Raw genomic sequence first — 22,524 nt, 5'->3', positions numbered from 1 at the left:
GCATGATGACGGGGCCGCCTGGCGGCCCCTTTGCCCAAGCGTTGTCGCTCAGCCCGTAGCGCGTGCGCGAACCCAAGAGAAACCGCCGACCACCAGCGCCGTCAAGCCGCCAGCGACAGCCCCGACAACCCCGAACACGACGAGCTTGGCCACTGCTTCCCAGCTTCCGCTGTGCGCGACCCAGCCTTCGATGACGTGCTCAAGTGGCGCAATGCCTTCAGTAATGAATGTACCGCCGACCAGAAACATCGCGACCGTGCCGATCCAGGACAGCGCCTTCATCAGGAAAGGCGCGGCCGACACCAGCACTTCACCCAGCTTTCTGACCGCGCGACCCCACATACCCTGGGCTTTGGATTTCGCCAGGGCGAACCCTGCGTCGTCCAGCCGCACGATGCCAGCGACCAGCCCGTACACGCCAATCGTCATCACCAAGGCGATCAAGACCAAGGTCAGAATCTGCTGGTACAGCGGGGCCTCAGCCACCACGTTGAGGGTAATGACGATGATTTCTGCGCTCAGGATGAAGTCGGTCTTGATCGCCCCTTTGACCTTGCGTTTTTCATACGCGGCCAGTTCCTCGGGGGTCTTGGGAAGCGCTTTTTTCCCTTGCCCCTTCGCGCCATGCTCGCTGCGGGAAAACTTGTCCTTGATCGCCTCGAAGCCCTCGTAGCACAGGTACAGGCCGCCGGCCATGAGCAGCCATTTGACCGCCGCCGGCAGCACCGCACTGAGGATCAGGGCGCACGGCACCAGGATGGCCTTGTTCTTCAGAGAGCCTTTGAATACGGCCCATACCACCGGCAGTTCGCGATCGGCCTTCATGCCTGTTACTTGCTCGGCGTTAACGGCCAAGTCATCGCTCAGTACGCTGGCCGACTTCTTGGCCGCGACCTTGGTCATCAACGAGATGTCATCCAACAGGGCCGCGATGTCATCCAACAACGCAAAAAAACTGCTGCCAGCCATTCCATTCATCCTTAGTAGACGCGTGCGATTTCATCATCCTGAAGCGCCTGAATAGCCAGGCGTGCTCCCAGGGCAATCACGATGGCATACAGACCGGCCGGTGGCGGAACAGTTCTGCCGGGCGCGCGCGTGCCGTGGCCTGCCGGCGGCAGATGACCCAGGACGCACACATGGGTTTCAGGGCAGCGTCAGGCACGGGGCAGCGCGCATGACGATTCGTTCATGGACGCAAACGAACAGCCGTGGCCAAGCGCCTGTCTCTATCCCATCGATCACATTCTTCCATTCGCACCAGGAGTACCCATGGCAAAGCTCAACATGGCCCAGCAGTTGGCCTCGACACTCGAACAAGCCGGTATCAAGCGGATCTGGGGCCTGACCGGCGACAGCCTCAATGGCCTGACCGACGCCCTGCGCAGCATGGACAGCATCGAGTGGATGCACGTGCGCCATGAGGAAGTTGCGGCCTTTGCCGCCGGTGCCGAGGCGGCGGTAACCGGTGAGCTGACGGTGTGCGCGGGTAGTTGCGGGCCGGGCAACCTGCATTTGATCAATGGCCTGTTCGACTGCCACCGCAACCGGGTGCCCGTGCTGGCCATCGCCGCGCAGATCCCCTCCTCGGAGATTGGCCTGAACTACTTCCAGGAAACCCACCCGCAGGAACTGTTCAAGGAATGCAGCCATTTCATCGAACTGGTCAGCAACCCTGCGCAAATGCCGCAGGTGCTGCACCGGGCCATGCGTTCGGCCATCCTCAATCGCGGTGTGGCGGTGGTGGTGATTCCCGGTGACGTCTCGCTGCTGGAGGTCGAGCAGAAACCGGCGGCCTGGCCTACCCTGCAGCAGCCACGCATTTTGCCCACGGACGTCGATCTGCAGCGCCTGACCGAATTGTTGCAAGACAGCCACAAGGTGACCCTGCTGTGCGGCAGCGGCTGCGCAGGTGCGCACGACCAGGTCGTGGCCCTGGCCGATGCACTCGGCGCACCAGTGGTCCATGCGCTGCGCGGTAAGGAGCATGTGGAATGGGACAACCCCTTCGACGTCGGCATGACGGGCTTGATCGGCTTCAGTTCCGGTTACCACGCAATGCTCGGCTGCGACACGCTGGTGATGCTGGGCACCGACTTTCCCTACCGGCAGTTTTTCCCGAGCGACGCCAAGATCGTGCAGGTCGACCGTGACCCGCAAGCGCTGGGGCGACGCGCCACGTTATCGCTGGGTATCGCTGCCGATGTCGGCGAAACCCTCACCGCCCTGCTGCCACGCCTGACGCGCAAGACTGATCGGCGCTTCCTGGATGATGCACTCAAAGCCTATGACAAGGCGCGCCAGGGGCTGGACGATCTGGCGGTACCCTCCAAGGGTGACCGGCCGATCCATCCACAATATGTCACACGCCTGCTCAGCGAACTGGCCACCGAAGACGCGATCTTCACCGCCGACGTCGGTTCGCCCACGGTCTGGGCGGCGCGTTACCTGAAGATGAATGGCCAGCGTCGCCTGGTCGGCTCGTTCAACCACGGCTCGATGGCCAACGCCATGCCCCAGGCCATGGGCGCACAGGCGGCCTTCCCGGGGCGCCAGGTGATCTCGATGAGTGGCGATGGTGGGTTCAGCATGCTGATGGGGGACTTCATCTCGCTCGCGCAGCTCAAACTGCCCGTGAAGGTGGTGGTGTTCAATAACGCGTCACTGGGCTTCGTCGCCATGGAAATGAAGGCTGCCGGCTACCTCGATACCGGCACCGACCTGCACAACCCCGATTTTGCCGCCATGTCCAATGCCATGGGCATCCTGGGGATTCGCGTCGAGCGCTCCGAAGACCTGGAGCAGGCCCTGCGCCGTGCGCTGGCCCACGACGGCCCCGTACTGGTCGACGTGGTCACCGCCACCCAAGAACTGGTCATGCCGCCAGCGATCAAGCTGGAGCAGGCCAAGGGCTTTAGCCTGTACATGCTCAAGGCCGTGATGAGCGGGCGCGGCGACGAGGTGCTGGACCTGGCGAAGACCAACCTGCTGCGCTAGCGCCTATGCGCGCGACTGGATGCAAAGGCCCTGCCCAAAGCCGCTGCCTTGAGCCGCCATTGGGCACGGTGCTACCATGCCGGCTGCCTCCTAGAGGTGGCCTGACACGAGGAAGATCCCTGACCATGAGCACCATTCGCGAGCGCAACAAGGAATTGATCCTGCGCGCGGCCAGCGAGGAATTCGCCGACAAGGGCTTCGCAGCCACCAAAACCAGCGATATCGCCGCCAAGGCCGGCCTGCCCAAGCCCAACGTCTACTACTACTTCAAATCCAAGGACAACCTGTACCGCGAGGTGCTGGAAAGCATCATCGCGCCGATCATGCAGGCCTCCACCCCATTCAACGCCGATGGCGATCCTCGCGAAGTACTGAGCGCGTACATTCGCTCCAAGATCCGGATCTCCCGCGATCTGCCCCATGCTTCGAAAGTATTTGCCAGCGAAATCATGCACGGCGCACCGCACTTGTCGCCCAGCCAGGTGGAACAGCTCAACGAACAGGCGCGGCACAACATCGAGTGCATCCAGCAGTGGATAGACCGCGGCCAGATTGCCCACGTCGATGCGCATCACCTGATGTTCAGCATCTGGGCGGCGACCCAGACATACGCCGATTTCGACTGGCAGATCTCGGCGGTGACCGGCAAGGCCAAGCTGGCCGACAGCGACTACGACGCTGCGGCCGAAACCATCATCCGCATGGTGCTCAAAGGCTGCGAACCCGAGCCGGCCTGAGCAGCACCACCTTGCCGTTCGCCCTGAATGTGCCCACCTGCGCCGCAGGTTGGGGCATTGAGCAAAGACAGTTGATGCGGGTCAGGCCACCGCGCCCGCATCGGCGCGCAGCCCCAGCGCCTCGATGGCACTGATCGCGCACTGCTCGTCGATATCCGATGTATCCCCGCTGATCCCCACCGCACCTAGCACCCGCCCATCCTGATCACGCACCAGCACGCCGCCTGGCGCCGGCACGACCGGACGTTCGCCCAATCCGTTGAGCGCGGCGAAGAAAGCCGGCCGTTGCTGCGCATCCAGCGCCAGCAGACGCGAGCCCTTGCCCAGCGCTATCGCCCCCCAGGCCTTGCCCGTTGCGACCTCGGGTCGGATAAGGCTCGCCCCGTCTTCACGCTGCAAGGCAAGCAAGTGCCCACCGGCATCGAGCACCGCCACCGTCAGCGGCGCCGCCTGGATGGTCCGCCCAGCAGCCAATGCGGCGTTTACCAGGCTCAGCGCCAGGTTCAGGTTCAAAGCATTCATGGGAAGGTCCTCTTTTTATTGTGAGAAGCCCTGAGGGCAGTTGAAAACCGATACAGCAATAGAACACAACCGAAAATATTTTTGTATACAATATTTAGATCCAATCGTATTCGATAGCGCAATCACCCCATTTCACGGCCGCATCGACTTACCCGATCAAAACCCATTGACCTGATCACCTGACCGTGAATACACTGAATCGCAACACAGGTTGTATACAATTACAAAATCGATGAGGCACAAATCATGAGCAAAATGAGAGCAATCGATGCAGCCGTACTGGTCATGCGCCGTGAAGGCGTCGTGACTGCGTTCGGCATCCCAGGGGCTGCCATCAACCCGTTGTACTCGGCCCTGAAGAAAGTGGGTGGCATCGATCACGTCCTCGCTCGCCACGTCGAAGGCGCCTCGCACATGGCAGAGGGCTATACCCGTGCCAACCCGGGCAACATCGGCGTTTGCATTGGCACCTCCGGCCCAGCTGGCACGGACATGGTCACCGGCCTTTACAGCGCCAGCGCCGACTCCATCCCGATCCTGTGCATCACTGGCCAGGCGCCGCGCGCCCGCCTGCACAAGGAAGACTTCCAGGCCGTGGACATCACCAGCATCGTCAAGCCCGTCACCAAGTGGGCAACCACCGTGCTGGAGCCTGGCCAGGTGCCGTACGCGTTCCAGAAAGCGTTCTTCGAGATGCGCAGCGGCCGCCCCGGCCCGGTACTGATCGACCTGCCATTCGACGTGCAGATGGCTGAAATCGAATTCGACATTGATGCCTACGAGCCATTGCCCGTGCACAAGCCGTCGGCCACGCGCGTCCAGGCCGAAAAAGCCCTGGCCATGCTCAACGAAGCCGAGCGGCCCTTGCTCGTTGCAGGCGGCGGCATCATCAACGCCGACGCCAGCGACAAACTGGTCGAATTCGCCGAACTGACCGGTGTGCCGGTGATCCCGACCCTAATGGGTTGGGGCACCATCCCCGATGACCACCCGCTGATGGTCGGGATGGTCGGCCTGCAAACCTCTCATCGCTATGGCAACGCCACCCTGCTCAAGTCCGACCTGGTGCTGGGCATCGGCAACCGCTGGGCCAACCGCCACACCGGTTCCGTGGACGTGTACACCGAAGGCCGGAAATTCGTGCATGTGGACATCGAGCCGACACAGATTGGCCGCGTGTTCACCCCGGACCTGGGCATCGTGTCCGATGCCGGCAAAGCCCTGGATGTGTTCCTGGAAGTCGCCAGGGAATGGCAAGCCGCCGGGAAACTCAAGTGCCGGCAGGCCTGGCTTGAAGACTGCCAGCAGCGCAAGGCCAGCCTGCAGCGCAAGACCCATTTCGACAACGTACCGGTCAAGCCTCAGCGTGTGTACCAGGAGATGAACCAGGTGTTCGGCAAGGACACCTGCTATGTCAGCACCATCGGGCTGTCGCAGATCGCCGGTGCGCAGTTCCTGCACGTGTACAAGCCACGGCACTGGATCAACTGCGGCCAGGCCGGCCCGCTCGGCTGGACCATTCCTGCAGCACTGGGCGTGGTCAAGGCCGACCCCAAACGCCAGGTCGTGGCCTTGTCTGGCGACTACGACTTCCAGTTCATGATCGAGGAGCTGGCCGTCGGGGCGCAGTTCAACCTGCCCTACGTCCACGTGCTGGTGAACAACGCCTATCTGGGGCTGATTCGCCAGGCTCAGCGTGGTTTCGACATGGACTACTGTGTACAACTGGCATTCGAGAACATCAACGCCACCGACGCTGCCAGCTATGGCGTCGATCACGTAGCCGTGGTCGAAGGCTTGGGCTGCAAGGCCCTGCGGGTATTCGAGCCGGCCGACATCGCCCCTGCCCTGCTCAAGGCACGGCAAATGGCCGAGCAGTTCCGCGTGCCGGTCGTGGTCGAGATCATTCTTGAACGCGTCACCAACATTTCCATGGGCACCGAGATCAACGCGGTCAACGAATTCGAAGACCTCGCCCTGGTCGGCAACGACGCGCCGACCGCCATCTCGCTGCTGGACTGATCGCCTGACGCCCCGGCTGGTCCGGGGCTCTCAACGCAAGGAGACAACCATGCCTCGCTTCGCTGCCAACCTGTCCATGCTGTTCACCGAGCAGGACTTCCTGGCCCGCTTCAAGGCCGCCGCCGACGCCGGTTTCAGTGGTGTCGAATACCTGTTCCCCTACGATTTCAGCGCTGACGAAATCCAGGCGCAGCTCAAGGCCCATGGCCTGACCCAGGTGCTGTTCAATCTTCCCGCAGGTGACTGGTCCAAAGGTGAGCGTGGCATCACCTGCCACCCAGACCGCGTCGAAGAATTCCGTGCAGGTGTCGACAAGGCCATCGAGTACGCCAAGGTACTGGGCAACACCCAGGTCAACGCCCTGGCTGGGATTCGTCCAGACGGCCTGGACTGCGCCACCGTGCGCAAGACCTTCGTGGAAAACCTGCGCTATGCCGCCGACAAGCTGCAGGCCGCCGGTATTCGTCTGGTCATCGAAATGATCAATACCCGCGACATCCCAGGCTTCTACCTCAACACCACCGAGCAGGCGCTGGCCATCCAGGCCGAGGTGGGCAGCGACAACCTGTTCCTGCAGTACGACATCTACCACATGCAGATCATGGAAGGTGACCTGGCGCGCACGCTGGAAGCCAACCTCACGCTGATCAACCACGTGCAGCTGGCCGACAACCCTGGCCGCCATGAACCGGGCACGGGCGAGATCAACTACCGCTTCCTGTTCGAGCACCTGGACCGCATCGGCTACCAGGGCTGGGTGGGGGCTGAGTACAAGCCACTGACCACCACCGAAGCAGGCCTCGGCTGGCTGAAATCACACAACGCGATCTGAGCCCCACCGGGAACGCGAACAACGATAAAAAGAGGTAATTTCTCATGGCTAAAATCGGTTTCATCGGCACCGGCATCATGGGCAAGCCCATGGCCCAGAACCTGCAAAAAGCAGGGCACAGCCTGTTCGTCTCCACCCACCACGATGCGGCTCCAGCCGACCTGATCGCCGACGGCGCCGTGGCCCTGGCCAACCCCAAGGAAGTAGCCCAGGAAGCCGAGTTCATCATCGTCATGGTCCCGGACACCCCACAAGTCGACAGTGTGCTGTTCGGGGAAAACGGCGTCGCCCAGGGCGTGGGACCGAACAAGGTGGTGATCGACATGAGTTCGATTTCCCCGACCGCCACCAAAGCCTTTGCGCAGAAGATCAACGCCACCGGCGCTACCTACCTGGACGCTCCGGTATCCGGGGGTGAAGTGGGTGCCAAGGCTGCGACCCTGAGCATCATGGTCGGCGGCTGCCCGAACGCCTTCGAGCGCGCCCTGCCACTGTTCCAGAGCATGGGCAAGAACATCACCCTGGTAGGCGGTAATGGTGACGGTCAGACGGCGAAAGTGGCCAACCAGATCATCGTCGCCCTGAACATCCAGGCCGTCAGCGAGGCGCTGCTGTTTGCCGCCAAGAACGGCGCAGACCCGGCCAAGGTGCGCGAAGCACTGATGGGCGGTTTCGCCTCGTCGAAAATTCTGGAAGTGCACGCCGAGCGCATGATCAAAGGCACCTTCGACCCAGGTTTTCGCATCAGCCTGCACCAGAAGGACCTCAACCTGGCCCTGCAGGGTGCCCGTGAGCTGGGCATCAACTTGCCCAACACGTCCAACGCGCAGCAGGTGTTCAACACCTGCGCGGCCCTGGGCGGCAGCAACTGGGACCACTCGGCGCTGATCAAGGGCCTGGAGCACATGGCCAACTTCTCGATCCGCGACGACCGCTGATCCGAGCGCCGGTCCTGCCTTGCAGCCCTGCTGCCGGTAAACCGGCACGCCTGTTACGCCTCTTGGCTGAACACAGCCAGGGGTGACCCCGAGCAACACCGCCCCTGGTTCGGCCTGCACGGAGGCTGTTCCAGGGGCGTTCTCGATTGTGCAGAACAACAATAAAGGGAGCCTGCCATGTCGGTCGATCCACAGAAACTGCTGCGTGAGCTATTCGACACAGCCATTGCCGCTGCCCACCCCAGCCACGTGCTCGAACCCTACCTGCCCGCCGACCGCAGTGGCCGGGTGATCGTCATCGGCGCAGGCAAGGCCGCCGCCGCCATGGCCGAGGTGGTCGAAAAGCACTGGCAAGGCGAGGTCAGCGGCCTGGTCGTGACCCGCTACGGCCACGGTGCCAACTGCCAACACATCGAAGTGGTCGAAGCCGCCCACCCGGTGCCGGATGCAGCCGGCCTGGCGGTTGCCAGGCGCGTGCTGGAGCTGGTCGGCAACCTCAGCGAACAGGATCGGGTGATATTCCTGCTGTCCGGTGGCGGCTCTGCCTTGCTGGCGCTGCCCGCCGCCGACCTGACCCTGGCGGACAAGCAGCACATCAATAAGGCCCTGCTCAAATCCGGCGCCACCATCGGCGAGATGAACTGCGTGCGCAAGCACCTCTCGGCGATCAAGGGTGGGCGCCTGGCCAAGGCCTGCTGGCCGGCCACGGTCTACACCTATGCGATCTCGGACGTGCCGGGCGACCTGGCCACGGTCATCGCATCTGGCCCCACCGTGGCCGATCCGAGCACCTCGGCCCAGGCACTGGCGATCCTCAAACGCTACGCCATCGACGCCCCACAGGCCGTCATCGTCTGGCTCAACGACCCGGCCTCCGAAACCCTCAAGGCGGGCGACCCAGCCCTGGCCCGCAGCCATTTCCAGCTGATCGCCAAGCCTCAGCAATCGCTGGAAGCTGCGGCAGTCAAGGCGCGCCAGGCAGGCTTCAGTCCGTTGATATTGGGCGACCTGGAGGGTGAGTCACGGGAAGTGGCCAAGGTGCACGCAGGCATTGCCCGGCAAATCGTCCAGCATGGCCAGCCGCTCAAGGCCCCCTGCGTGATTCTGTCCGGCGGTGAGACCACGGTCACCGTGCGCGGTAATGGGCGCGGCGGGCGCAACGCGGAATTTCTGCTCAGCCTCACCGAAAGCCTCAAGGGCCTGCCGGGCGTCTACGCACTGGCAGGCGATACCGACGGCATCGACGGCTCGGAAGAAAACGCCGGCGCTGTGATGACGCCCAGCAGCTACGCACGCGCCCAAGCCCTGGGCCTTTCTGCCAGCGACGAGCTGGACGACAACAACGGCTACGGCTACTTCGCCGCGCTCGATGCGCTGATCGTCACCGAACCCACGCGCACCAACGTCAACGACTTTCGCGCCATCCTGATTCTCGAGACCGACCCCTCATGACGCCTGACAAGAAAGTGAAAATCCTCGCCACCCTGGGCCCGGCTACCGGTGGCATCGACGATGTACGGCAACTGGTGGAAGCAGGCGTGAATATCTTTCGCCTGAACTTCAGCCATGGCGAGCACGCCGACCATGCGCTGCGCTATCAATGGATCCGCGAGGTGGAGCAGCAGCTCAACTACCCATTGGGCATCCTCATGGACCTTCAAGGGCCAAAACTGCGGGTGGGTCGTTTTGCCGAAGGCAAGGTGCACCTGCAACGTGGTCAAGCCTTGCGCCTGGACCTGGACAAGACGCCAGGCAACAGCAGCAGGGTCAACCTGCCTCACCCGGAGATCATCGCTGCGCTGGAACCTGGCATGGACCTGCTGCTGGACGACGGCAAGTTGCGGCTGCGCGTGACGGCCAAACACCGTGACGCCATCGTCACCGAGGTGCTGGCAGGTGGGGAGCTGTCCGACCGCAAGGGGGTGAATGTGCCTCAGGCGGTTCTGGACTTGTCGCCCCTGACCGAGAAGGACCGCCGCGACCTGGCCTTCGGCCTGGAGCTTGGCGTGGACTGGGTGGCGCTGTCGTTCGTGCAACGCCCCGAGGACATTGCCGAGGCACGCCAGCTGATCGGCGACCGCGCCTACTTGATGGCCAAGATCGAGAAACCGTCGGCGGTGGAGCAGCTGCAAGCGATCGCCGAGCAGGCCGACGCGATCATGGTGGCCCGGGGCGATCTGGGTGTGGAAGTGCCTGCCGAGAGCGTGCCGCAGATCCAGAAGCGCATCATCGGCACCTGCCGCCAGCTGGGCAAGCCCGTGGTAGTGGCCACGCAGATGCTCGAATCCATGCGCTTCTCCCCTGCTCCGACTCGTGCCGAAGTCACCGACGTGGCCAATGCCGTGGCGGAAGGTGCGGACGCTGTGATGTTGTCGGCGGAGACGGCCTCGGGCGATTACCCGCTCGAAGCCGTGCAGATGATGAGCAAGATCATCCGCCAGGTGGAGAACGGCCCGGACTACCAGGCCCAGCTCGACGTCGGCCGGCCGAAGGCAGAGGCCACCGTATCGGACGCCATCAGCTGCGCCATCCGCCGCATCAGCGGCATCTTGCCGGTGGCGGTGCTGGTCAACTACAGCGAGTCAGGCGCCTCGACCCTGCGTGCTTCGCGCGAGCGGCCACGGGCACCGATCCTCAACCTGACGCCGAACCCGAACACCGCTCGCCGCCTGAGCGTGACCTGGGGCGTGCATTCGGTAGTGAATGACCGCCTACGCCAGGTAGACGAAGTGGTTTCCACTGCGCTGGAAATTGCCCAGGCCCAAGGCATGGCCAGCCGTGGCGACACGCTTCTGATCACTGCCGGTGTGCCTTTCGGCAAGCCAGGGTCGACCAACACGCTGCGGATCGAGACGTTGAACTGAGATTTCCAGGGGCGCTATGCGCCCCCGTCGCGGAACAAGCCCGCTCCCAGAGGAGGCGCGCCGCTCCATGGCACAGCGCAGAGCTTGTAGGAGCGGGCTTGACCCGCGAATGGAGGGCGCAGCCCTCCCCGAACACCGATGTACCGGACCTGCGGTAAATCGAGGCCCAAAGAGGCCCACCGCCCTCCCATCCACCTCACTGACTGCCCCATGTACACCAAAAATTTCGTAAACCCTTGCCCCGACTGGGCGACGGCGATACTCAACGGTTTCAGCCAGGTGCTACTGCTGCGCAACCCCCTGTGCGGCCTGTGCTGCCTGCTGGCCATCCTGCTGACCGCGCCCAACCTGGTCGGTGGCGCCCTGCTCGGCGCCTTGGCCGGCCTGCTCACCGCGCAGCGTCGCGGCTACGACCGTGCTGACCGCCAGGCCGGGCTGTACTGCTACAACAGCGTACTCATAGGCCTGCTGATCAGCGCCGTGCTGCCCTGGTCCGCCATTCTGCCGCCGCTGATCCTCGCTGCCGGCGGGCTGTCCAGCATCATCACCCACCAGTGGCGCAAACGCGGCGGCAAGCTGCTGACTGCCTACACGGCGCCGTTCGTGCTCCTGGGCTGGGGCACGTTGCTGTTCGTACAGACGGTCACCGTACCCGCGGTGGTCGAGGCCGACCTGGCGAGTGCCCTGGCAAGAGGGGTCGGGCAGATCTTCCTGCTCGATCAACCCCTGGCTGGGCTGCTGATCATCGTCGGCCTATTGATCGCCAACCCGTATGCCTGCTTCTGGGCGGTCATAGGCTCTGCCGCAGGTGCAGGCCTGGCACTGCTCGTGGGTGATACGCCGTCGGCATGGATGGGGCTTTATGGTTTCAACGCGGCCCTGGCAGCCCTAGCCTTCAGCCGTCAGGGGGAAAAACCCTGGGTCACGTTGTTGGCCATCGGCCTGGCACTGGCGTTACACCCGCTGTTGAGCAGGCTGCCGTTCCCGGCGCTCACGGCGCCTTTCGTCGCCGCCTGCTGGCTCATCCACTTGGGCAGTCACCTGAAGCTTGGCAAACGCCAGACACCGGGGCGCTTGCATAGCTGAAAGGCACCCCATAGGCTCAGCCGACTTCACGATGGACAGAGCCAATGAACAAACCTGCAAGCCTGCGCGAGCGGCTTTACGTGATCGTCTTCCAGAGCGACACCGTGGCCGGAAGACGCTTCGACAAAACCCTGTTGCTGATCATCCTGGCGAGCCTGGTCACGGTCATCCTGGACAGCATCGATGAGGTGCATCGCGGCTACGGAGGCCTGCTGGCCGCGATCGAGTGGGGCTTCACCGCCATCTTCCTGTGCGAATACCTGACGCGGCTGTACTGCTCGCCCCGGCCCCTGCGCTACGCCTTCAGCTTCTACGGCCTGGTCGACCTGCTGGCGATCGTGCCGGGCATCATCGCGCTGTACTACAGTGACGCGCAGTACCTGCTGATCGTGAGGGTCATCCGCATGTTGCGGATCTTCCGTGTACTCAAGCTCAGCCCGTACCTCAAGCAGGCCAATTACCTGCTCGATGCCCTGCGCGGCAGCAAGCAGAAGATCATCGTATTCCTGGTCAGCGTATCGACGCTGGTCACCGTATTCGGCACCCTCATGTACGTGATCGAGGGCCCGGAGCATGGCTTCACGAGCATTCCCAAGGGGATCTACTGGGCCATCGTCACGCTGACCACGGTCGGGTTCGGCGACATCGTGCCCAGAACACCTTTGGGCCAGGTGCTGTCTTCGCTGGTGATGATCATCGGCTACTCGATCATCGCGGTGCCAACCGGGATCTTTACCGCCGAGCTCGCCAATGCCATGCGTGGCGAGCAACTGCAACACCCCTGCCCGACCTGCAGCAAGAAATCCCATGAAAGTGGAGCGGCGTTTTGTGCCCGGTGTGGAAATGCGTTGTTCCCCAAATCCGGTTGAGCGAGGCGCTCATGACGAGATCCGGAGGGCTCCCGCACCTTGGAGGGTGAGGGAGTCATTGAGTGGGCAAAGCCCGTGGACAACTGCCAACACCGCCCATCGGCCAGCACGCATAAGCAAAGACGCATTGATTCTTTAATACCTGAAGAACAAGACGCTATAGTCGCTGGCACATTGCCCCAACATTCATACCTATAAGGAATGCGTCGTGAAAAAGTTTTTCACCGTCTCGCTGGCCGCTGCCAGCCTGGCCTTCGGCACCCTGGCCCACGCTGCCCCGACCCTGCTGAACGTTTCCTACGACGTGATGCGTGATTTCTACAAGGACTACAACCCGGCCTTCCAGAAGCACTGGGAGGCCGAGCATAACGAGAAGGTCACTGTGCAGATGTCCTTCGGTGGCTCCAGCAAACAGGCGCGCGCGGTGATCGATGGCCTGCCGGCCGACGTGATCACCATGAACATGGCCACCGACATCAATGCCTTGGTCGACAACGGCAAATTGATCCCTGACAACTGGGTCACGCGCCTGCCGAACAACAGTGCGCCGTTCACCTCTGCCACGGTGTTCATCGTGCGCAAGGGCAACCCCAAGGCATTGAAGGACTGGCCGGATCTGCTCAAGGACGGCGTACAGGTCATCGTACCCAACCCCAAGACCTCGGGTAACGGCCGCTACACCTACCTGTCGGCGTGGGGCTATGTGCTCAAGCAAGGCGGTGACGAGACCAAGGCGCGTGCGTTCGTCGGCAAGCTGTTCAAGCAGGCGCCAGTGCTGGACACCGGTGGTCGCGCCGCCACTACCACGTTCATGACCAACCAGATTGGCGATGTGCTGGTGACGTTCGAGAACGAAGCGGAAATGATTGCGCGCGAATTCGGTCGCGATCAGTTCGAGGTGGTCTATCCAAGCGTTTCAGCCGAAGCCGAGCCGCCGGTGAGCGTGGTCGATAAAGTGGTGGCCCGTAAAGGCACCCAAGCCGTGGCCGAGGAATACTTGAAGTACCTGTGGTCACCGGCCGCCCAGGAACTCGCCGCCCAGAACTACTTGCGTCCACGCGATGCGACCGTGTTGGCCAAGTACACCGATCGTTTCCCCAAGGTCGAATTCCTCTCGGTCGAGAAGACCTTTGGTGACTGGCGCACTGTGCAGAAAACGCATTTCAACGATGGGGGCGTGTTCGACCAGATCTATACCGGTCAGTGAAGCTGATGGGGCTAGGCCGGCAGTACAGCGGTCCGGGGCTTGAGCTTCGCAACACCCATGAAAGCCGGACGCGGCTGTGGTCCCCTGAATGACGGCCTGCCCCGATCAACCTAACCGAAACACCAACGCCTTCAACCCCCCAGCCGGATCCACATCCGGGAACTCCGGCGGGTTCTGCAGCCGTTCCACGAAGGCGAGGCCGGGCGCGTGCTCGGCCATGCCCTCGATCAAGAACTCAGGCCCTATGCCGGGGTCGTTCACGCAGGCCAGAACCGTCCCACCTTCATTCAACAGCTCAGGCAAGCGGCGCAGGATCTTCGCGTAGTCCTGGGTCAACACGAAGCTGCCGCGCTGGAAGGTGGGCGGATCGATGATGATCAGATCGTAAGGCCCGTATTTGCGCACCTTGCCCCATGACTTGAACAGCTCATGACCCAGGTAGGCCACACGGGACGGGTCATGCTGGTTGAGGCGATGGTTGTCGCGCCCTCGGGACAGTGCCGATTTCGCCATGTCCAGGTTCACCACCTGCTCGGCCCCACCTGCAATCGCCGCCACCGAAAAACCGCAGGTGTAGGCAAACAGGTTCAGCACGCGCTGCCCCTTGGCCTGGGCGCGCACCCACTGGCGACCATGACGCATGTCCAGGAACAGGCCATTGTTCTGACGTACCCCCAGGTCCAGCAGGTAGGTCAGCCCGTCCTCGATCACCTCACGTTGCTGACACGGCTCGCCCACCAGCCACTGACCGGGGCTGTCGGGCAGGTAACGGTGTTGCAGCAGGATCGCCTGGCCCGTCCACTGCTCAAGGTGCGACAGCCGCAACAGCATCGCCTCGAGCTCTGCCAATTGCCCCTCGGGGGGCTCACGGAACAAGGCGACCGACAACACGCCTTGAAGCCAGTCCACCGTGATCTGCTCAAGGCCGGGCCAGCAACGTCCTCGGCCGTGGAAAAGGCGACGGGTTTCTGCAGGGGCGGGGTTCAGGGCGGCAAGCAGATGCTGCTCGAGGGCGGCAATCGGAGAGGTCATGTCAGGTCACATCGGTAAGCGGAGGCGTATTTTACATGGCAAGACCGCCCAAGTGCGCCACCTTGAATTGCCTATTTTTTGTACACACTAATGTCACCTTAAGTGCCATTTTTGTGTGCACTTTCACCGCCCATGCCCCGATGTGTTACATGAAGCGCTCACTTAATGCTGACTAACTGATCAACTAAGCCCATGAATTCAAACAATTATTGACTCAATGGTCAGCTTAAAACGTTGATTTTTCAGCTTGTTACTGAAATCTGCACGCTTCCTGAGTGGTCACTGTGGCGATCGCCTGCTGAAGCTGGCATGGAACTGGCTTCCCTGTGCTTGTGTTTTGTATACAAGTTTCACCGAACATAAATACACAAGAACCCGCGACGCCGATTGACCGTCGGCCGCCGCGCCCAGAACCCCGAGATGCCAACGCTGCACCGACGAGATGGCGAGCCCGTGCGCTGCCCGCTCATCGCAGTCAACGTGCATCAGGAGCCCGCCGGAATGAGTAGCAGCCTCAACCTTGCCCCTGAACTATCCGTCGCCAGCACCCAGACCCAACCAACCCCGGCCGACACGGTGCCGGACATGGCACTGAGCCCCCGCCTGCACAACCGGGACCTGGCCCCCACCCGCATCGCCGGGCGCCGCTGGGGCCGTTACAGCATCTTCGCCCTGTGGACCAACGATGTGCACAACATCGCCAACTATTCATTCGCCATGGGCCTGTTCGCCCTGGGCCTGGGCGGCTGGCAGATATTGCTGTCGCTGGCCATTGGCGCCGCCCTGGTGTACTTCTTCATGAACCTGTCGGGCTACATGGGGCAGAAGACCGGCGTCCCCTTCCCGGTCATCAGCCGCATCGCCTTCGGCATCCACGGCGCGCAGATCCCGGCGCTGATCCGCGCAGTCATCGCCATCGCCTGGTTCGGTATCCAGACCTACCTGGCCTCGGTGGTCCTGCGCGTGCTGCTCAGCGCCGTCTGGCCGCAGATGGCAGCCTACGACCACGACAGCATCCTTGGCCTGTCCAGCCTGGGCTGGGCCTGTTTCGTGGCCATCTGGCTGGTGCAGTTGGTGATTCTCGCCTACGGCATGGAGATGGTCCGTCGCTACGAAGCTTTCGCAGGCCCTGTCATTCTGGTAACGGTTGCAGCGCTGGCGGTGTTCATGTACTTCAAGGCCGACACACGCATCGCCTGGTCGGTGGCAGAACCCCTGAGCGGTTACGAGATGTGGCGCAACATCTTTGCCGGCGGTGCCTTGTGGCTGGCCATCTATGGCACGCTGGTGCTCAATTTCTGTGATTTCGCCCGTTCCTCGCCGTGCCGCAAGACCATTCGCGTTGGCAATTTCTGGGGCCTGCCGGTGAACATCCTGGTGTTTGCCGTGATCACCGTCGTGCTGTGCGGCGCTCAGTTCAAGATCAACGGCCAGATCATCGACAGCCCAACGCAGATCGTCGCAGCCATTCCAAACACCACCTTCCTGGTGCTGGGCTGCCTGTCGTTCCTCATCGTCACGGTGGCGGTCAATATCATGGCCAACTTCGTGGCACCGGCCTTCGTGCTCAGCAACCTGGCACCGCGTCACCTCAATTTCCGTCGCGCGGGGCTGATCAGCGCCACGCTGGCGGTGCTCATCCTGCCGTGGAACCTGTACAACAGCCCCTTGGTGATCGTCTACTTCCTGTCCGGCCTGGGTGCATTGCTGGGCCCGCTGTACGGGGTGATCATGTCCGACTACTGGCTGCTGCGCAAAGGCTGCATCAACGTCCCGCAGCTCTACAGCGAAGACCCCGCCGGCGCGTATCACTACACCAAGGGCATCAACCTGCGAGCGGTCGCGGCGTTCGTGCCGGCGGCCCTGTTGGCCATCGTGCTGGCCCTGGTACCCAACTTCCACAGCGTCGCGCCCTTCTCGTGGCTGATCGGGGCTGGCATCGCCGCCGCCCTGTACCTGTTGATCGCGCCGCGCAACCGTCATTACCACGACGTCAGCGGCGAATGCATCGCCGTCGACCACAGCAGCCACTGAACAAGGAGGACTGCCCATGCGAATCCTGATTGCCAACGTCAACACCACCGAAGCCATCACCGAGGCCATCGCCGAGCAGGCCCGCGCCGTGGCGGCGCCGGGCACAGAAGTCATCGGCCTTACGCCGTGGTTCGGCGCAGAATCGGTGGAGGGCAATTTCGAGAGTTACCTGGCCGCCATTGCCGTGATGGATCGGGTACTGGCCTATGAGGGCCCCTATGATGCAGTGATCCAGGCCGGTTATGGCGAGCACGGCCGTGAAGGCCTGCAGGAGCTGCTGAACGTGCCGGTGGTGGACATCACCGATGCCGCCGCCAGCACCGCCATGTACCTGGGTCACGCTTACTCGGTGGTCACCACGCTGGACCGTACCGTCCCCTTGATCGAGGACCGCCTCAGGCTTTCCGGCCTGTACGACCGCTGCGCATCGGTACGCGCCAGCGGCCTGGCGGTGCTGGAGCTCGAAGCCGATCCGCAGCGCGCTGTCGAGGCCATCGTCGAACAAGCCGAACGGGCCGTACGTGATGACAAGGCCGAGGTCATCTGCCTGGGATGCGGAGGCATGGCCGGGCTGGACGAGCAGATCCGCCAACGCACCGGGGTACCGGTGGTCGATGGGGTCAGCGCGGCGGTGACCATCGCCGAGTCGTTGGTGCGCCTGGGCCTGAGTACGTCCAAGGTGCGCACCTATGCCACCCCTCGGGCGAAGAAGGTCATAGGCTGGCCAATGCGCGTCGGCCGCTAGGGCACCAGGGCGCAACCTGCGCGGGATCGGCAATCGATCCTGCGCAGGCACTGCTCAACCGATCATTCTGGCCAGCCGCTGGCCACTGCCGCAGGCCAGCGTGAAGCCCAGCGCGCCATGGCCAAGGTTGAGCCAAAGGTTACGGTAAGGCGTTGCGCCTATGATGGGTACACCGGTGGGCGTCGCCGGTCGCATACCGGCCCATTCCACCGCGTGGGCATAATCGGCGGCGTGGGGCAGCGTCTCCAGTGCCAGGCGGCGCATGCTCTGCAAGCGGCGTTTGTCCAGCGCCTCGTCCTGTCCCACGATGTCCACCATGGCCGCGACGCGCAACTGTCGATCCAGCCGGGCATAGACGATCTTGCGCTCGTAGTCCGTCAGGCTGATCTCAAGCGCCCCCTGCCCCGGCACCAGGGGCGCAGTCAGGCTGTACCCTTTGAGTGGATAGATCGGAATGTTCACCCCTGGCACCTTCAGCGCCGCGCTGCGGTAACCTGCGCACAGCACCAACTGGTCGATTGGCAGTTCTTCATGGCCAAGGCGCAGCGCCACCACCTGATGCTCACGGTGAAGCAGTTGCGTCACCGGCTGACCGAGCCGGAACTGGCATTGGCCGCAGGCTTGCAGAGCGGCGGCCAAGCGCAGGCAGAAGGCGTGGCAGTCGCCCACTTCTTCGTCCGGGGTGAAGACGCCGCCCACGAATGGCGACGCCTGCAGCGCCGGTTCCAGCGCCCGCAGCTCAGCGGCGCCGAGTACCTGCTGGCGATCAGGGTCCGTCAGTTGCAGACGGCTGCGCCTGAACTGGGCTTCGCTGCGAAACGCTACGAGCTTGCCGTTGCGGCGCCAGGCAAAATCACCGATTGCCTGGGCTTGGCGCCACTGGGCCAACACGGCCTGGCTTTGCAGGGCAAGGTCAAGCAATACGGCGGCGTTGCGCTGATTGACGCTGCGTCGGCACGCCAGTGTGAAGGCCAGTAACCAGCGCCACTGCGCCGGGTCTAGACGCAAGCGCAGGCGCAGCGGGGAGTCGCCCTGCAACAACCACCCCAGCGCCTGCCACGGCACGCCCGCATCCGCCAGTGGCGCGACGTAGCGGTAGGACAATTGACCACCGTTGGCAAAGCTGGTGGCCGCCCCCAAGGTGTCGTGGGCCTCGATCAATTCAACGCAATGGCCTTCCTGCACCAGCGCATAGGCCGTCGCCAGCCCGATCACGCCGCCCCCGATCACCGTCACCTGCCGCTTCATCGTTCATCCCTGTTCAGCATCCTGGCTCAACAGTACCAGCGGATCAGGTCGGGCAGCTATGCTCACCGTCATCGAGCCCCTGACGCACGTTGCGGCTGCGCAGGCTGGCCTTGCCATCGTGCCAGTCCAGGGTCAGGACATAGAGAGTGTCGAAGTCCCCATCCTGCCAATCTTCGGTGATGACATGCTCCTTACCGACAGCCTTCTGGGCGACGGTATTGATCAGGTCCGGCAGGTAGCCGTGAGACCATGCCGTATAGATGGTCGCGTTACGGTACTTGTCGCTGAGCAGTTCGTCGGCCAGGTCATCGGTGTCGTTGGCGCTGTAGTCGATGTTGACCGGCAGGCCGAGGCGAATGGCACTGGGGCTTATGGTCATGAGCGGACGCAGGTAGCTGTAGCTTTGGTCATCAGCGCCCTCCTCCACGTGCCGGGACGGGTTGGCAGCAAACACGTAATCGGCCTTGCCGAAACGTTCGGGTAAAACCGTGGCCAGGTCCAGCGCGCGGTTCAGGCCCTGGCAGTTCAGCTGGCCCAGGCCTTCACCGGGTTTTTCGGCATGGCGCAGAAACACCAGGGTCTGGGTGCCATCCACCGGTTGCGCGCGGCTCTCGACGGCGTCCAGCGCCAGCGGTACGCCTACGGCGGTCAGGGCCAGGCCCAGCAACCAATGACGGCGACGATGCAGGTGTGGAATCAACTTCATCAATGCAGGCTCGTGTGACAAACGGGTCACCCGCGCATCGCCTGGACGGGCACAGGGCGCCTTTTGCAGTGAGTGCCTTCCTTGACGACGGGTTCGGTTCAGAGTGCCAATAGCCCGTTTTGTTCCCCGCTGCCAGGGTGCCAGGCGTCTGGCACAGGCATTACGGGGCTATCGTGTCAGTCATCGCGCGTCAGCACTTCGAGCAGCTCGATTTCGAACGCAAGGTCCGAATCAGGTGGGATAGAACCAACGCTACGCGCGCCATAACCCAGGTGCGCCGGCACCAATAGTTTGCGCTTGCCGCCAACGCGCATGCCCATGATGCCCTGGTCCCACCCCTTGATTACTCGCCCGGTACCGATCACGCATTGAAACGGCTTGCCGCGTGACCAGGAGGAGTCGAACTCGGTGCCATCGGCCAGCCACCCGGTGTATTGGGTCGTGATCAGCGCACCTTTGACGGCCGCCTTGCCGTCACCCTCGACCAGGTCGATGATTTGCAGTTCTTGGTTCATGCGCAGGCTCCAGCCGCTACGAAAATGCCGTTCTTTTCGCAGCATTGCCCGGATTTGGCAAGCCTTGGTGTCGGCCTGCGCATCGTCGGTGACGACAGGGTCGTCTTACAGGTAGACGGTACCGCGCATGAACAACGCCGCCCGCCCACTGATGATCACCCGGCCATTGCCCGGGAGCACGCAGCGCAGCTGGCCCTTGCGCGCACCGCCTTGCTCGCATTCAAGCGACTGCTTGCCTAGCCGTTGTGCCCAGATCGGTGCGAGCGAGGTATGGGCCGAACCGGTCACCGGGTCTTCATTGACCCCCACGCGTGGCCCGAACCAGCGCGTCACGAAGTCGAACCCACGCCCCGGCGCCGTTACGGCGATGCCGCGCACGTCAAAGCCAGCCAGCTCGACGAAATCTGGCGTGAGGGTATCGAGCAACTCAGGGTCATCGACCACCACCACGTAGTCATCGCTGCGATACACCGCCTGCGCCTGGCGCAGGCCCAATGCTTGCAGCAGACCGGCTGGCACTGGCTGGGCCTCAGGTTGGCGGGCAGGGAAATCCATGGCCAACAGGCCGTCCGTTTGCCGTGTTACCCGCAGTTCACCGCTGCGGGTATTGAAGCGCAGCACCTGCGCCGGTTCTTTGAGGTGTTCGAACAGCACGTAGGCCGAGGCCAGGGTGGCGTGACCGCACAAGTCCACTTCCACGGTGGGCGTGAACCAGCGCAGGTCGAACACATCGCCGTTGCGCACGAAATACGCCGTTTCCGAAAGGTTGTTTTCCTCGGCGATGCGCTGCAGCACGGCATCGGGCAGCCACTGATCGAGCGGGATGACCGCGGCCGGATTACCGCCGAAGGGTTCGGCACTGAAGGCGTCGACCTGGAAGATTTCGAGTTGCATCAATACGCTCCTTGTTGCCTGCCCTTGTGCAGGCTATTGGCGGTGTGGGGCCTAATGAAGCACCGGTGTCAGCACTGGCTTGCCGGCGAAAAAGGCATCGAGGTTACGCAGGACCAACGTCACCGTGGCTTCTGCCGCCTCTGGCGATTGCCCGGCGACATGGGGCGTCAATACCGTGTTCGGAAGCGACTTGAGGGTGTCGGGAACATCAGGTTCCTCGTCGAACACGTCCAGGGCCGCACCGGCCAATTGACCGCTCTGCAGTGCCTGGGTCAGGGCCTGGGTATCGACGACGCTGGCCCGAGCGATGTTGACCAGGTAGCCCTGGGTGCCGAGCGCCTTCAGCACCTGTGCATTCACCAGGTGGCGAGTGTCGGCGCCGCCGGGTGTGGCGACCAGGAGAATATCGACTGCCTCGGCCAGGGCCGGGACGCTGTCATGGCCGGTGTAGGGCAACGCCGGTCGTGGTGTTCGGTTGTAGTAGCTCACGGGCATGTCGAACCCCTGGTGTGCGCGCTTGGCAATGGCCTGGCCAACGGCGCCCATGCCCAGAATGCCCAGGCGTTTACCTGTGACCGATGGGCTGATCACGCGCTGCCATTGGCCAGCGCGGGTACTGGCGTCGGCTTGCGGGATGTTGCGCAGCAGTGCCAGGAGCATGGCCATGGCGTGATCGGCCACGGCGTCGGCGTTGGCGCCGGCGCCGTTGGTGACGGTGATGTGGCGGGCACGGGCGGCTTGCAGGTCGACCTGCTCATAGCCGGCGCCGATGACGCAGATGATCTGCAGGTTGGGCAGTGCGTCGATTTCCTTGGCTGTCAGGCCGAGGGGGCCGCGGGTGAGGACGGCGTCGATGCGGGGGCCGTTTTGCTCGATGGCCTGGGTGCGCAGGTCGGGGGTCTGGGCGAGGATGAGGTGGTAGCCGGCGTTTGTCAGCAGGGGTAGGTAGGTGTCTACGGTTTCGACCAGGACCAGGATTGTCTTGTGCATGATGCCTCCGGGTGGGTTGGGGATTATGCGGAGGGGGTGGGTGGTGGAGTCAATGGGTATTATGGGTGGGGGCTGTATGGGAGGCGGGAGTGGGATTTGGGGGCGGGCGCTTTGTAATTAGCTTGATCTTGAATTGGATCCTGCGGTTTTTGAAATTTGAAATTTGAAATTTGGACTTTGAACCTGGGACTTGGGGCTCAGGTCTTTGAGGCTGGAGTTGGATTGTTAGCATGGGCATTTATATTGAGTAGGTATTCATTGGCTAGGGTGGCGCACAGTCACCCTT

20 protein-coding genes are annotated in these 22,524 nt (G+C 62.9%); 12 read left to right on the top strand and 8 right to left on the bottom strand.

Features of this window, described 5'->3' with window-relative positions:
• Positions 1-48: 48 nt before the first annotated feature.
• Complete coding sequence (locus B2S33_RS17095) at positions 49-969, bottom strand: DUF808 domain-containing protein (RefSeq protein WP_110607427.1); 921 nt, start codon at positions 967-969, stop codon at positions 49-51.
• Positions 970-1,272: 303 nt separating this feature from the next.
• Between B2S33_RS17095 and poxB the strand changes: the two genes are divergently transcribed.
• Positions 1,273-2,997 (top strand): ubiquinone-dependent pyruvate dehydrogenase, encoded by a 1,725-nt coding sequence (gene poxB / locus B2S33_RS17090; RefSeq protein ID WP_033695150.1) that lies wholly within the window; start codon positions 1,273-1,275, stop codon positions 2,995-2,997.
• Positions 2,998-3,122: 125 nt separating this feature from the next.
• Positions 3,123-3,734 (top strand): TetR/AcrR family transcriptional regulator, encoded by a 612-nt coding sequence (locus B2S33_RS17085; protein ID WP_027915993.1) that lies wholly within the window; start codon positions 3,123-3,125, stop codon positions 3,732-3,734.
• A gap of 81 nt (positions 3,735-3,815) precedes the next feature.
• On the opposite strand, the gene B2S33_RS17080 is transcribed toward B2S33_RS17085, so the two are convergent.
• On the bottom strand, positions 3,816-4,256 hold the full coding sequence (locus B2S33_RS17080) for a GlcG/HbpS family heme-binding protein (protein WP_023535891.1): 441 nt from the start codon (positions 4,254-4,256) through the stop codon (positions 3,816-3,818).
• A gap of 246 nt (positions 4,257-4,502) precedes the next feature.
• Here B2S33_RS17080 and gcl point away from each other — a divergent pair, with 246 nt between their 5' ends.
• The 8 genes from gcl (at position 4,503) to B2S33_RS17040 (ending at position 14,074) form a co-directional block, all read left to right on the top strand.
• Entirely contained in the window at positions 4,503-6,278 is a 1,776-nt protein-coding gene (gcl, locus tag B2S33_RS17075) for a glyoxylate carboligase (protein WP_027915992.1), read from the top strand.
• Between the two features lie 49 nt (positions 6,279-6,327).
• Positions 6,328-7,110, top strand: coding sequence for a hydroxypyruvate isomerase (gene hyi / locus B2S33_RS17070; RefSeq protein WP_288650716.1), 783 nt, complete (start codon positions 6,328-6,330; stop codon positions 7,108-7,110).
• A gap of 44 nt (positions 7,111-7,154) precedes the next feature.
• Positions 7,155-8,048: a 2-hydroxy-3-oxopropionate reductase gene (locus B2S33_RS17065; RefSeq protein ID WP_027915990.1), complete on the top strand. Its 894-nt coding sequence runs from the start codon at positions 7,155-7,157 to the stop codon at positions 8,046-8,048.
• Between the two features lie 177 nt (positions 8,049-8,225).
• Positions 8,226-9,500: a glycerate kinase type-2 family protein gene (locus B2S33_RS17060; RefSeq protein ID WP_288650714.1), complete on the top strand. Its 1,275-nt coding sequence runs from the start codon at positions 8,226-8,228 to the stop codon at positions 9,498-9,500.
• Positions 9,497-10,912, top strand: a complete 1,416-nt coding sequence (gene pyk, locus B2S33_RS17055; RefSeq protein WP_145280111.1) for a pyruvate kinase — start codon at positions 9,497-9,499, stop codon at positions 10,910-10,912. The genes B2S33_RS17060 and pyk overlap by 4 nt, the downstream gene beginning before the upstream one ends.
• 210 nt (positions 10,913-11,122) lie before the next feature.
• A complete protein-coding gene (locus tag B2S33_RS17050) occupies positions 11,123-11,998 on the top strand; it encodes an urea transporter (protein WP_028687972.1) in 876 nt (291 codons plus the stop codon).
• Positions 11,999-12,042: 44 nt separating this feature from the next.
• Positions 12,043-12,867, top strand: a complete 825-nt coding sequence (locus B2S33_RS17045) for an ion transporter (RefSeq protein WP_027915987.1) — start codon at positions 12,043-12,045, stop codon at positions 12,865-12,867.
• 208 nt (positions 12,868-13,075) lie between these two features.
• On the top strand, positions 13,076-14,074 hold the full coding sequence (locus B2S33_RS17040; RefSeq protein ID WP_049695637.1) for a sulfate ABC transporter substrate-binding protein: 999 nt from the start codon (positions 13,076-13,078) through the stop codon (positions 14,072-14,074).
• 105 nt (positions 14,075-14,179) lie between these two features.
• Here B2S33_RS17040 and B2S33_RS17035 read toward each other — a convergent pair whose 3' ends face one another.
• A complete protein-coding gene (locus B2S33_RS17035; RefSeq protein WP_027915985.1) occupies positions 14,180-15,106 on the bottom strand; it encodes a class I SAM-dependent methyltransferase in 927 nt (308 codons plus the stop codon).
• A 501-nt stretch (positions 15,107-15,607) separates the two neighbouring features.
• Between B2S33_RS17035 and B2S33_RS17030 the strand changes: the two genes are divergently transcribed.
• Complete coding sequence (locus B2S33_RS17030) at positions 15,608-17,140, top strand: NCS1 family nucleobase:cation symporter-1 (RefSeq protein ID WP_027915984.1); 1,533 nt, start codon at positions 15,608-15,610, stop codon at positions 17,138-17,140.
• 16 nt (positions 17,141-17,156) lie between these two features.
• Positions 17,157-17,885 carry an aspartate/glutamate racemase family protein gene (locus B2S33_RS17025; RefSeq protein WP_027915983.1) on the top strand — a complete coding sequence of 243 codons (729 nt, stop codon included), beginning with the start codon at positions 17,157-17,159 and terminating at the stop codon, positions 17,883-17,885.
• A gap of 54 nt (positions 17,886-17,939) precedes the next feature.
• Here B2S33_RS17025 and B2S33_RS17020 read toward each other — a convergent pair whose 3' ends face one another.
• From B2S33_RS17020 to B2S33_RS17000, 5 genes are all read right to left on the bottom strand, one after another.
• On the bottom strand, positions 17,940-19,133 hold the full coding sequence (locus B2S33_RS17020) for a D-amino acid dehydrogenase (protein ID WP_028687975.1): 1,194 nt from the start codon (positions 19,131-19,133) through the stop codon (positions 17,940-17,942).
• Between the two features lie 43 nt (positions 19,134-19,176).
• Entirely contained in the window at positions 19,177-19,839 is a 663-nt protein-coding gene (locus tag B2S33_RS17015) for a hypothetical protein (protein WP_027915981.1), read from the bottom strand.
• Between the two features lie 176 nt (positions 19,840-20,015).
• Complete coding sequence (locus B2S33_RS17010) at positions 20,016-20,354, bottom strand: FKBP-type peptidyl-prolyl cis-trans isomerase (protein ID WP_027915980.1); 339 nt, start codon at positions 20,352-20,354, stop codon at positions 20,016-20,018.
• A 105-nt stretch (positions 20,355-20,459) separates the two neighbouring features.
• Positions 20,460-21,248 carry a PhzF family phenazine biosynthesis protein gene (locus tag B2S33_RS17005; protein ID WP_028687976.1) on the bottom strand — a complete coding sequence of 263 codons (789 nt, stop codon included), beginning with the start codon at positions 21,246-21,248 and terminating at the stop codon, positions 20,460-20,462.
• A gap of 51 nt (positions 21,249-21,299) precedes the next feature.
• Positions 21,300-22,238 (bottom strand): 2-hydroxyacid dehydrogenase, encoded by a 939-nt coding sequence (locus B2S33_RS17000; RefSeq protein WP_288650711.1) that lies wholly within the window; start codon positions 22,236-22,238, stop codon positions 21,300-21,302.
• Positions 22,239-22,524: the final 286 nt, after the last annotated feature.

This window comes from Pseudomonas sp. UBA5568, assembly GCF_002425525.1.
Classification (GTDB): Bacteria; Pseudomonadota; Gammaproteobacteria; order Pseudomonadales; family Pseudomonadaceae; genus Aquipseudomonas; species Aquipseudomonas fulva.
The sequence above is the reverse complement of the archived record's forward strand: the minus strand, read 5'-3'. Positions and strand labels throughout refer to the sequence as shown.

Excerpts from the sequence above, each read along its gene's own strand:
- B2S33_RS17015 (WP_027915981.1), bottom strand. The coding sequence starts at position 19,839 with ATGAAGTTGATTCCACACCTGCATCGTCGCCGTCATTGGTTGCTGGGC.
- hyi (WP_288650716.1), top strand. The coding sequence starts at position 6,328 with ATGCCTCGCTTCGCTGCCAACCTGTCCATGCTGTTCACCGAGCAGGAC.
- pyk (WP_145280111.1), top strand. The coding sequence starts at position 9,497 with ATGACGCCTGACAAGAAAGTGAAAATCCTCGCCACCCTGGGCCCGGCT.
- B2S33_RS17050 (WP_028687972.1), top strand. The coding sequence starts at position 11,123 with ATGTACACCAAAAATTTCGTAAACCCTTGCCCCGACTGGGCGACGGCG.
- B2S33_RS17010 (WP_027915980.1), bottom strand. The coding sequence starts at position 20,354 with ATGAACCAAGAACTGCAAATCATCGACCTGGTCGAGGGTGACGGCAAG.
- poxB (WP_033695150.1), top strand. The coding sequence starts at position 1,273 with ATGGCAAAGCTCAACATGGCCCAGCAGTTGGCCTCGACACTCGAACAA.
- B2S33_RS17095 (WP_110607427.1), bottom strand. The coding sequence starts at position 969 with ATGGCTGGCAGCAGTTTTTTTGCGTTGTTGGATGACATCGCGGCCCTG.
- B2S33_RS17005 (WP_028687976.1), bottom strand. The coding sequence starts at position 21,248 with ATGCAACTCGAAATCTTCCAGGTCGACGCCTTCAGTGCCGAACCCTTC.
- B2S33_RS17065 (WP_027915990.1), top strand. The coding sequence starts at position 7,155 with ATGGCTAAAATCGGTTTCATCGGCACCGGCATCATGGGCAAGCCCATG.
- B2S33_RS17085 (WP_027915993.1), top strand. The coding sequence starts at position 3,123 with ATGAGCACCATTCGCGAGCGCAACAAGGAATTGATCCTGCGCGCGGCC.
- B2S33_RS17045 (WP_027915987.1), top strand. The coding sequence starts at position 12,043 with ATGAACAAACCTGCAAGCCTGCGCGAGCGGCTTTACGTGATCGTCTTC.
- B2S33_RS17080 (WP_023535891.1), bottom strand. The coding sequence starts at position 4,256 with ATGAATGCTTTGAACCTGAACCTGGCGCTGAGCCTGGTAAACGCCGCA.
- B2S33_RS17025 (WP_027915983.1), top strand. The coding sequence starts at position 17,157 with ATGCGAATCCTGATTGCCAACGTCAACACCACCGAAGCCATCACCGAG.
- B2S33_RS17035 (WP_027915985.1), bottom strand. The coding sequence starts at position 15,106 with ATGACCTCTCCGATTGCCGCCCTCGAGCAGCATCTGCTTGCCGCCCTG.
- B2S33_RS17020 (WP_028687975.1), bottom strand. The coding sequence starts at position 19,133 with ATGAAGCGGCAGGTGACGGTGATCGGGGGCGGCGTGATCGGGCTGGCG.
- B2S33_RS17030 (WP_027915984.1), top strand. The coding sequence starts at position 15,608 with ATGAGTAGCAGCCTCAACCTTGCCCCTGAACTATCCGTCGCCAGCACC.
- B2S33_RS17060 (WP_288650714.1), top strand. The coding sequence starts at position 8,226 with ATGTCGGTCGATCCACAGAAACTGCTGCGTGAGCTATTCGACACAGCC.
- B2S33_RS17000 (WP_288650711.1), bottom strand. The coding sequence starts at position 22,238 with ATGCACAAGACAATCCTGGTCCTGGTCGAAACCGTAGACACCTACCTA.
- gcl (WP_027915992.1), top strand. The coding sequence starts at position 4,503 with ATGAGCAAAATGAGAGCAATCGATGCAGCCGTACTGGTCATGCGCCGT.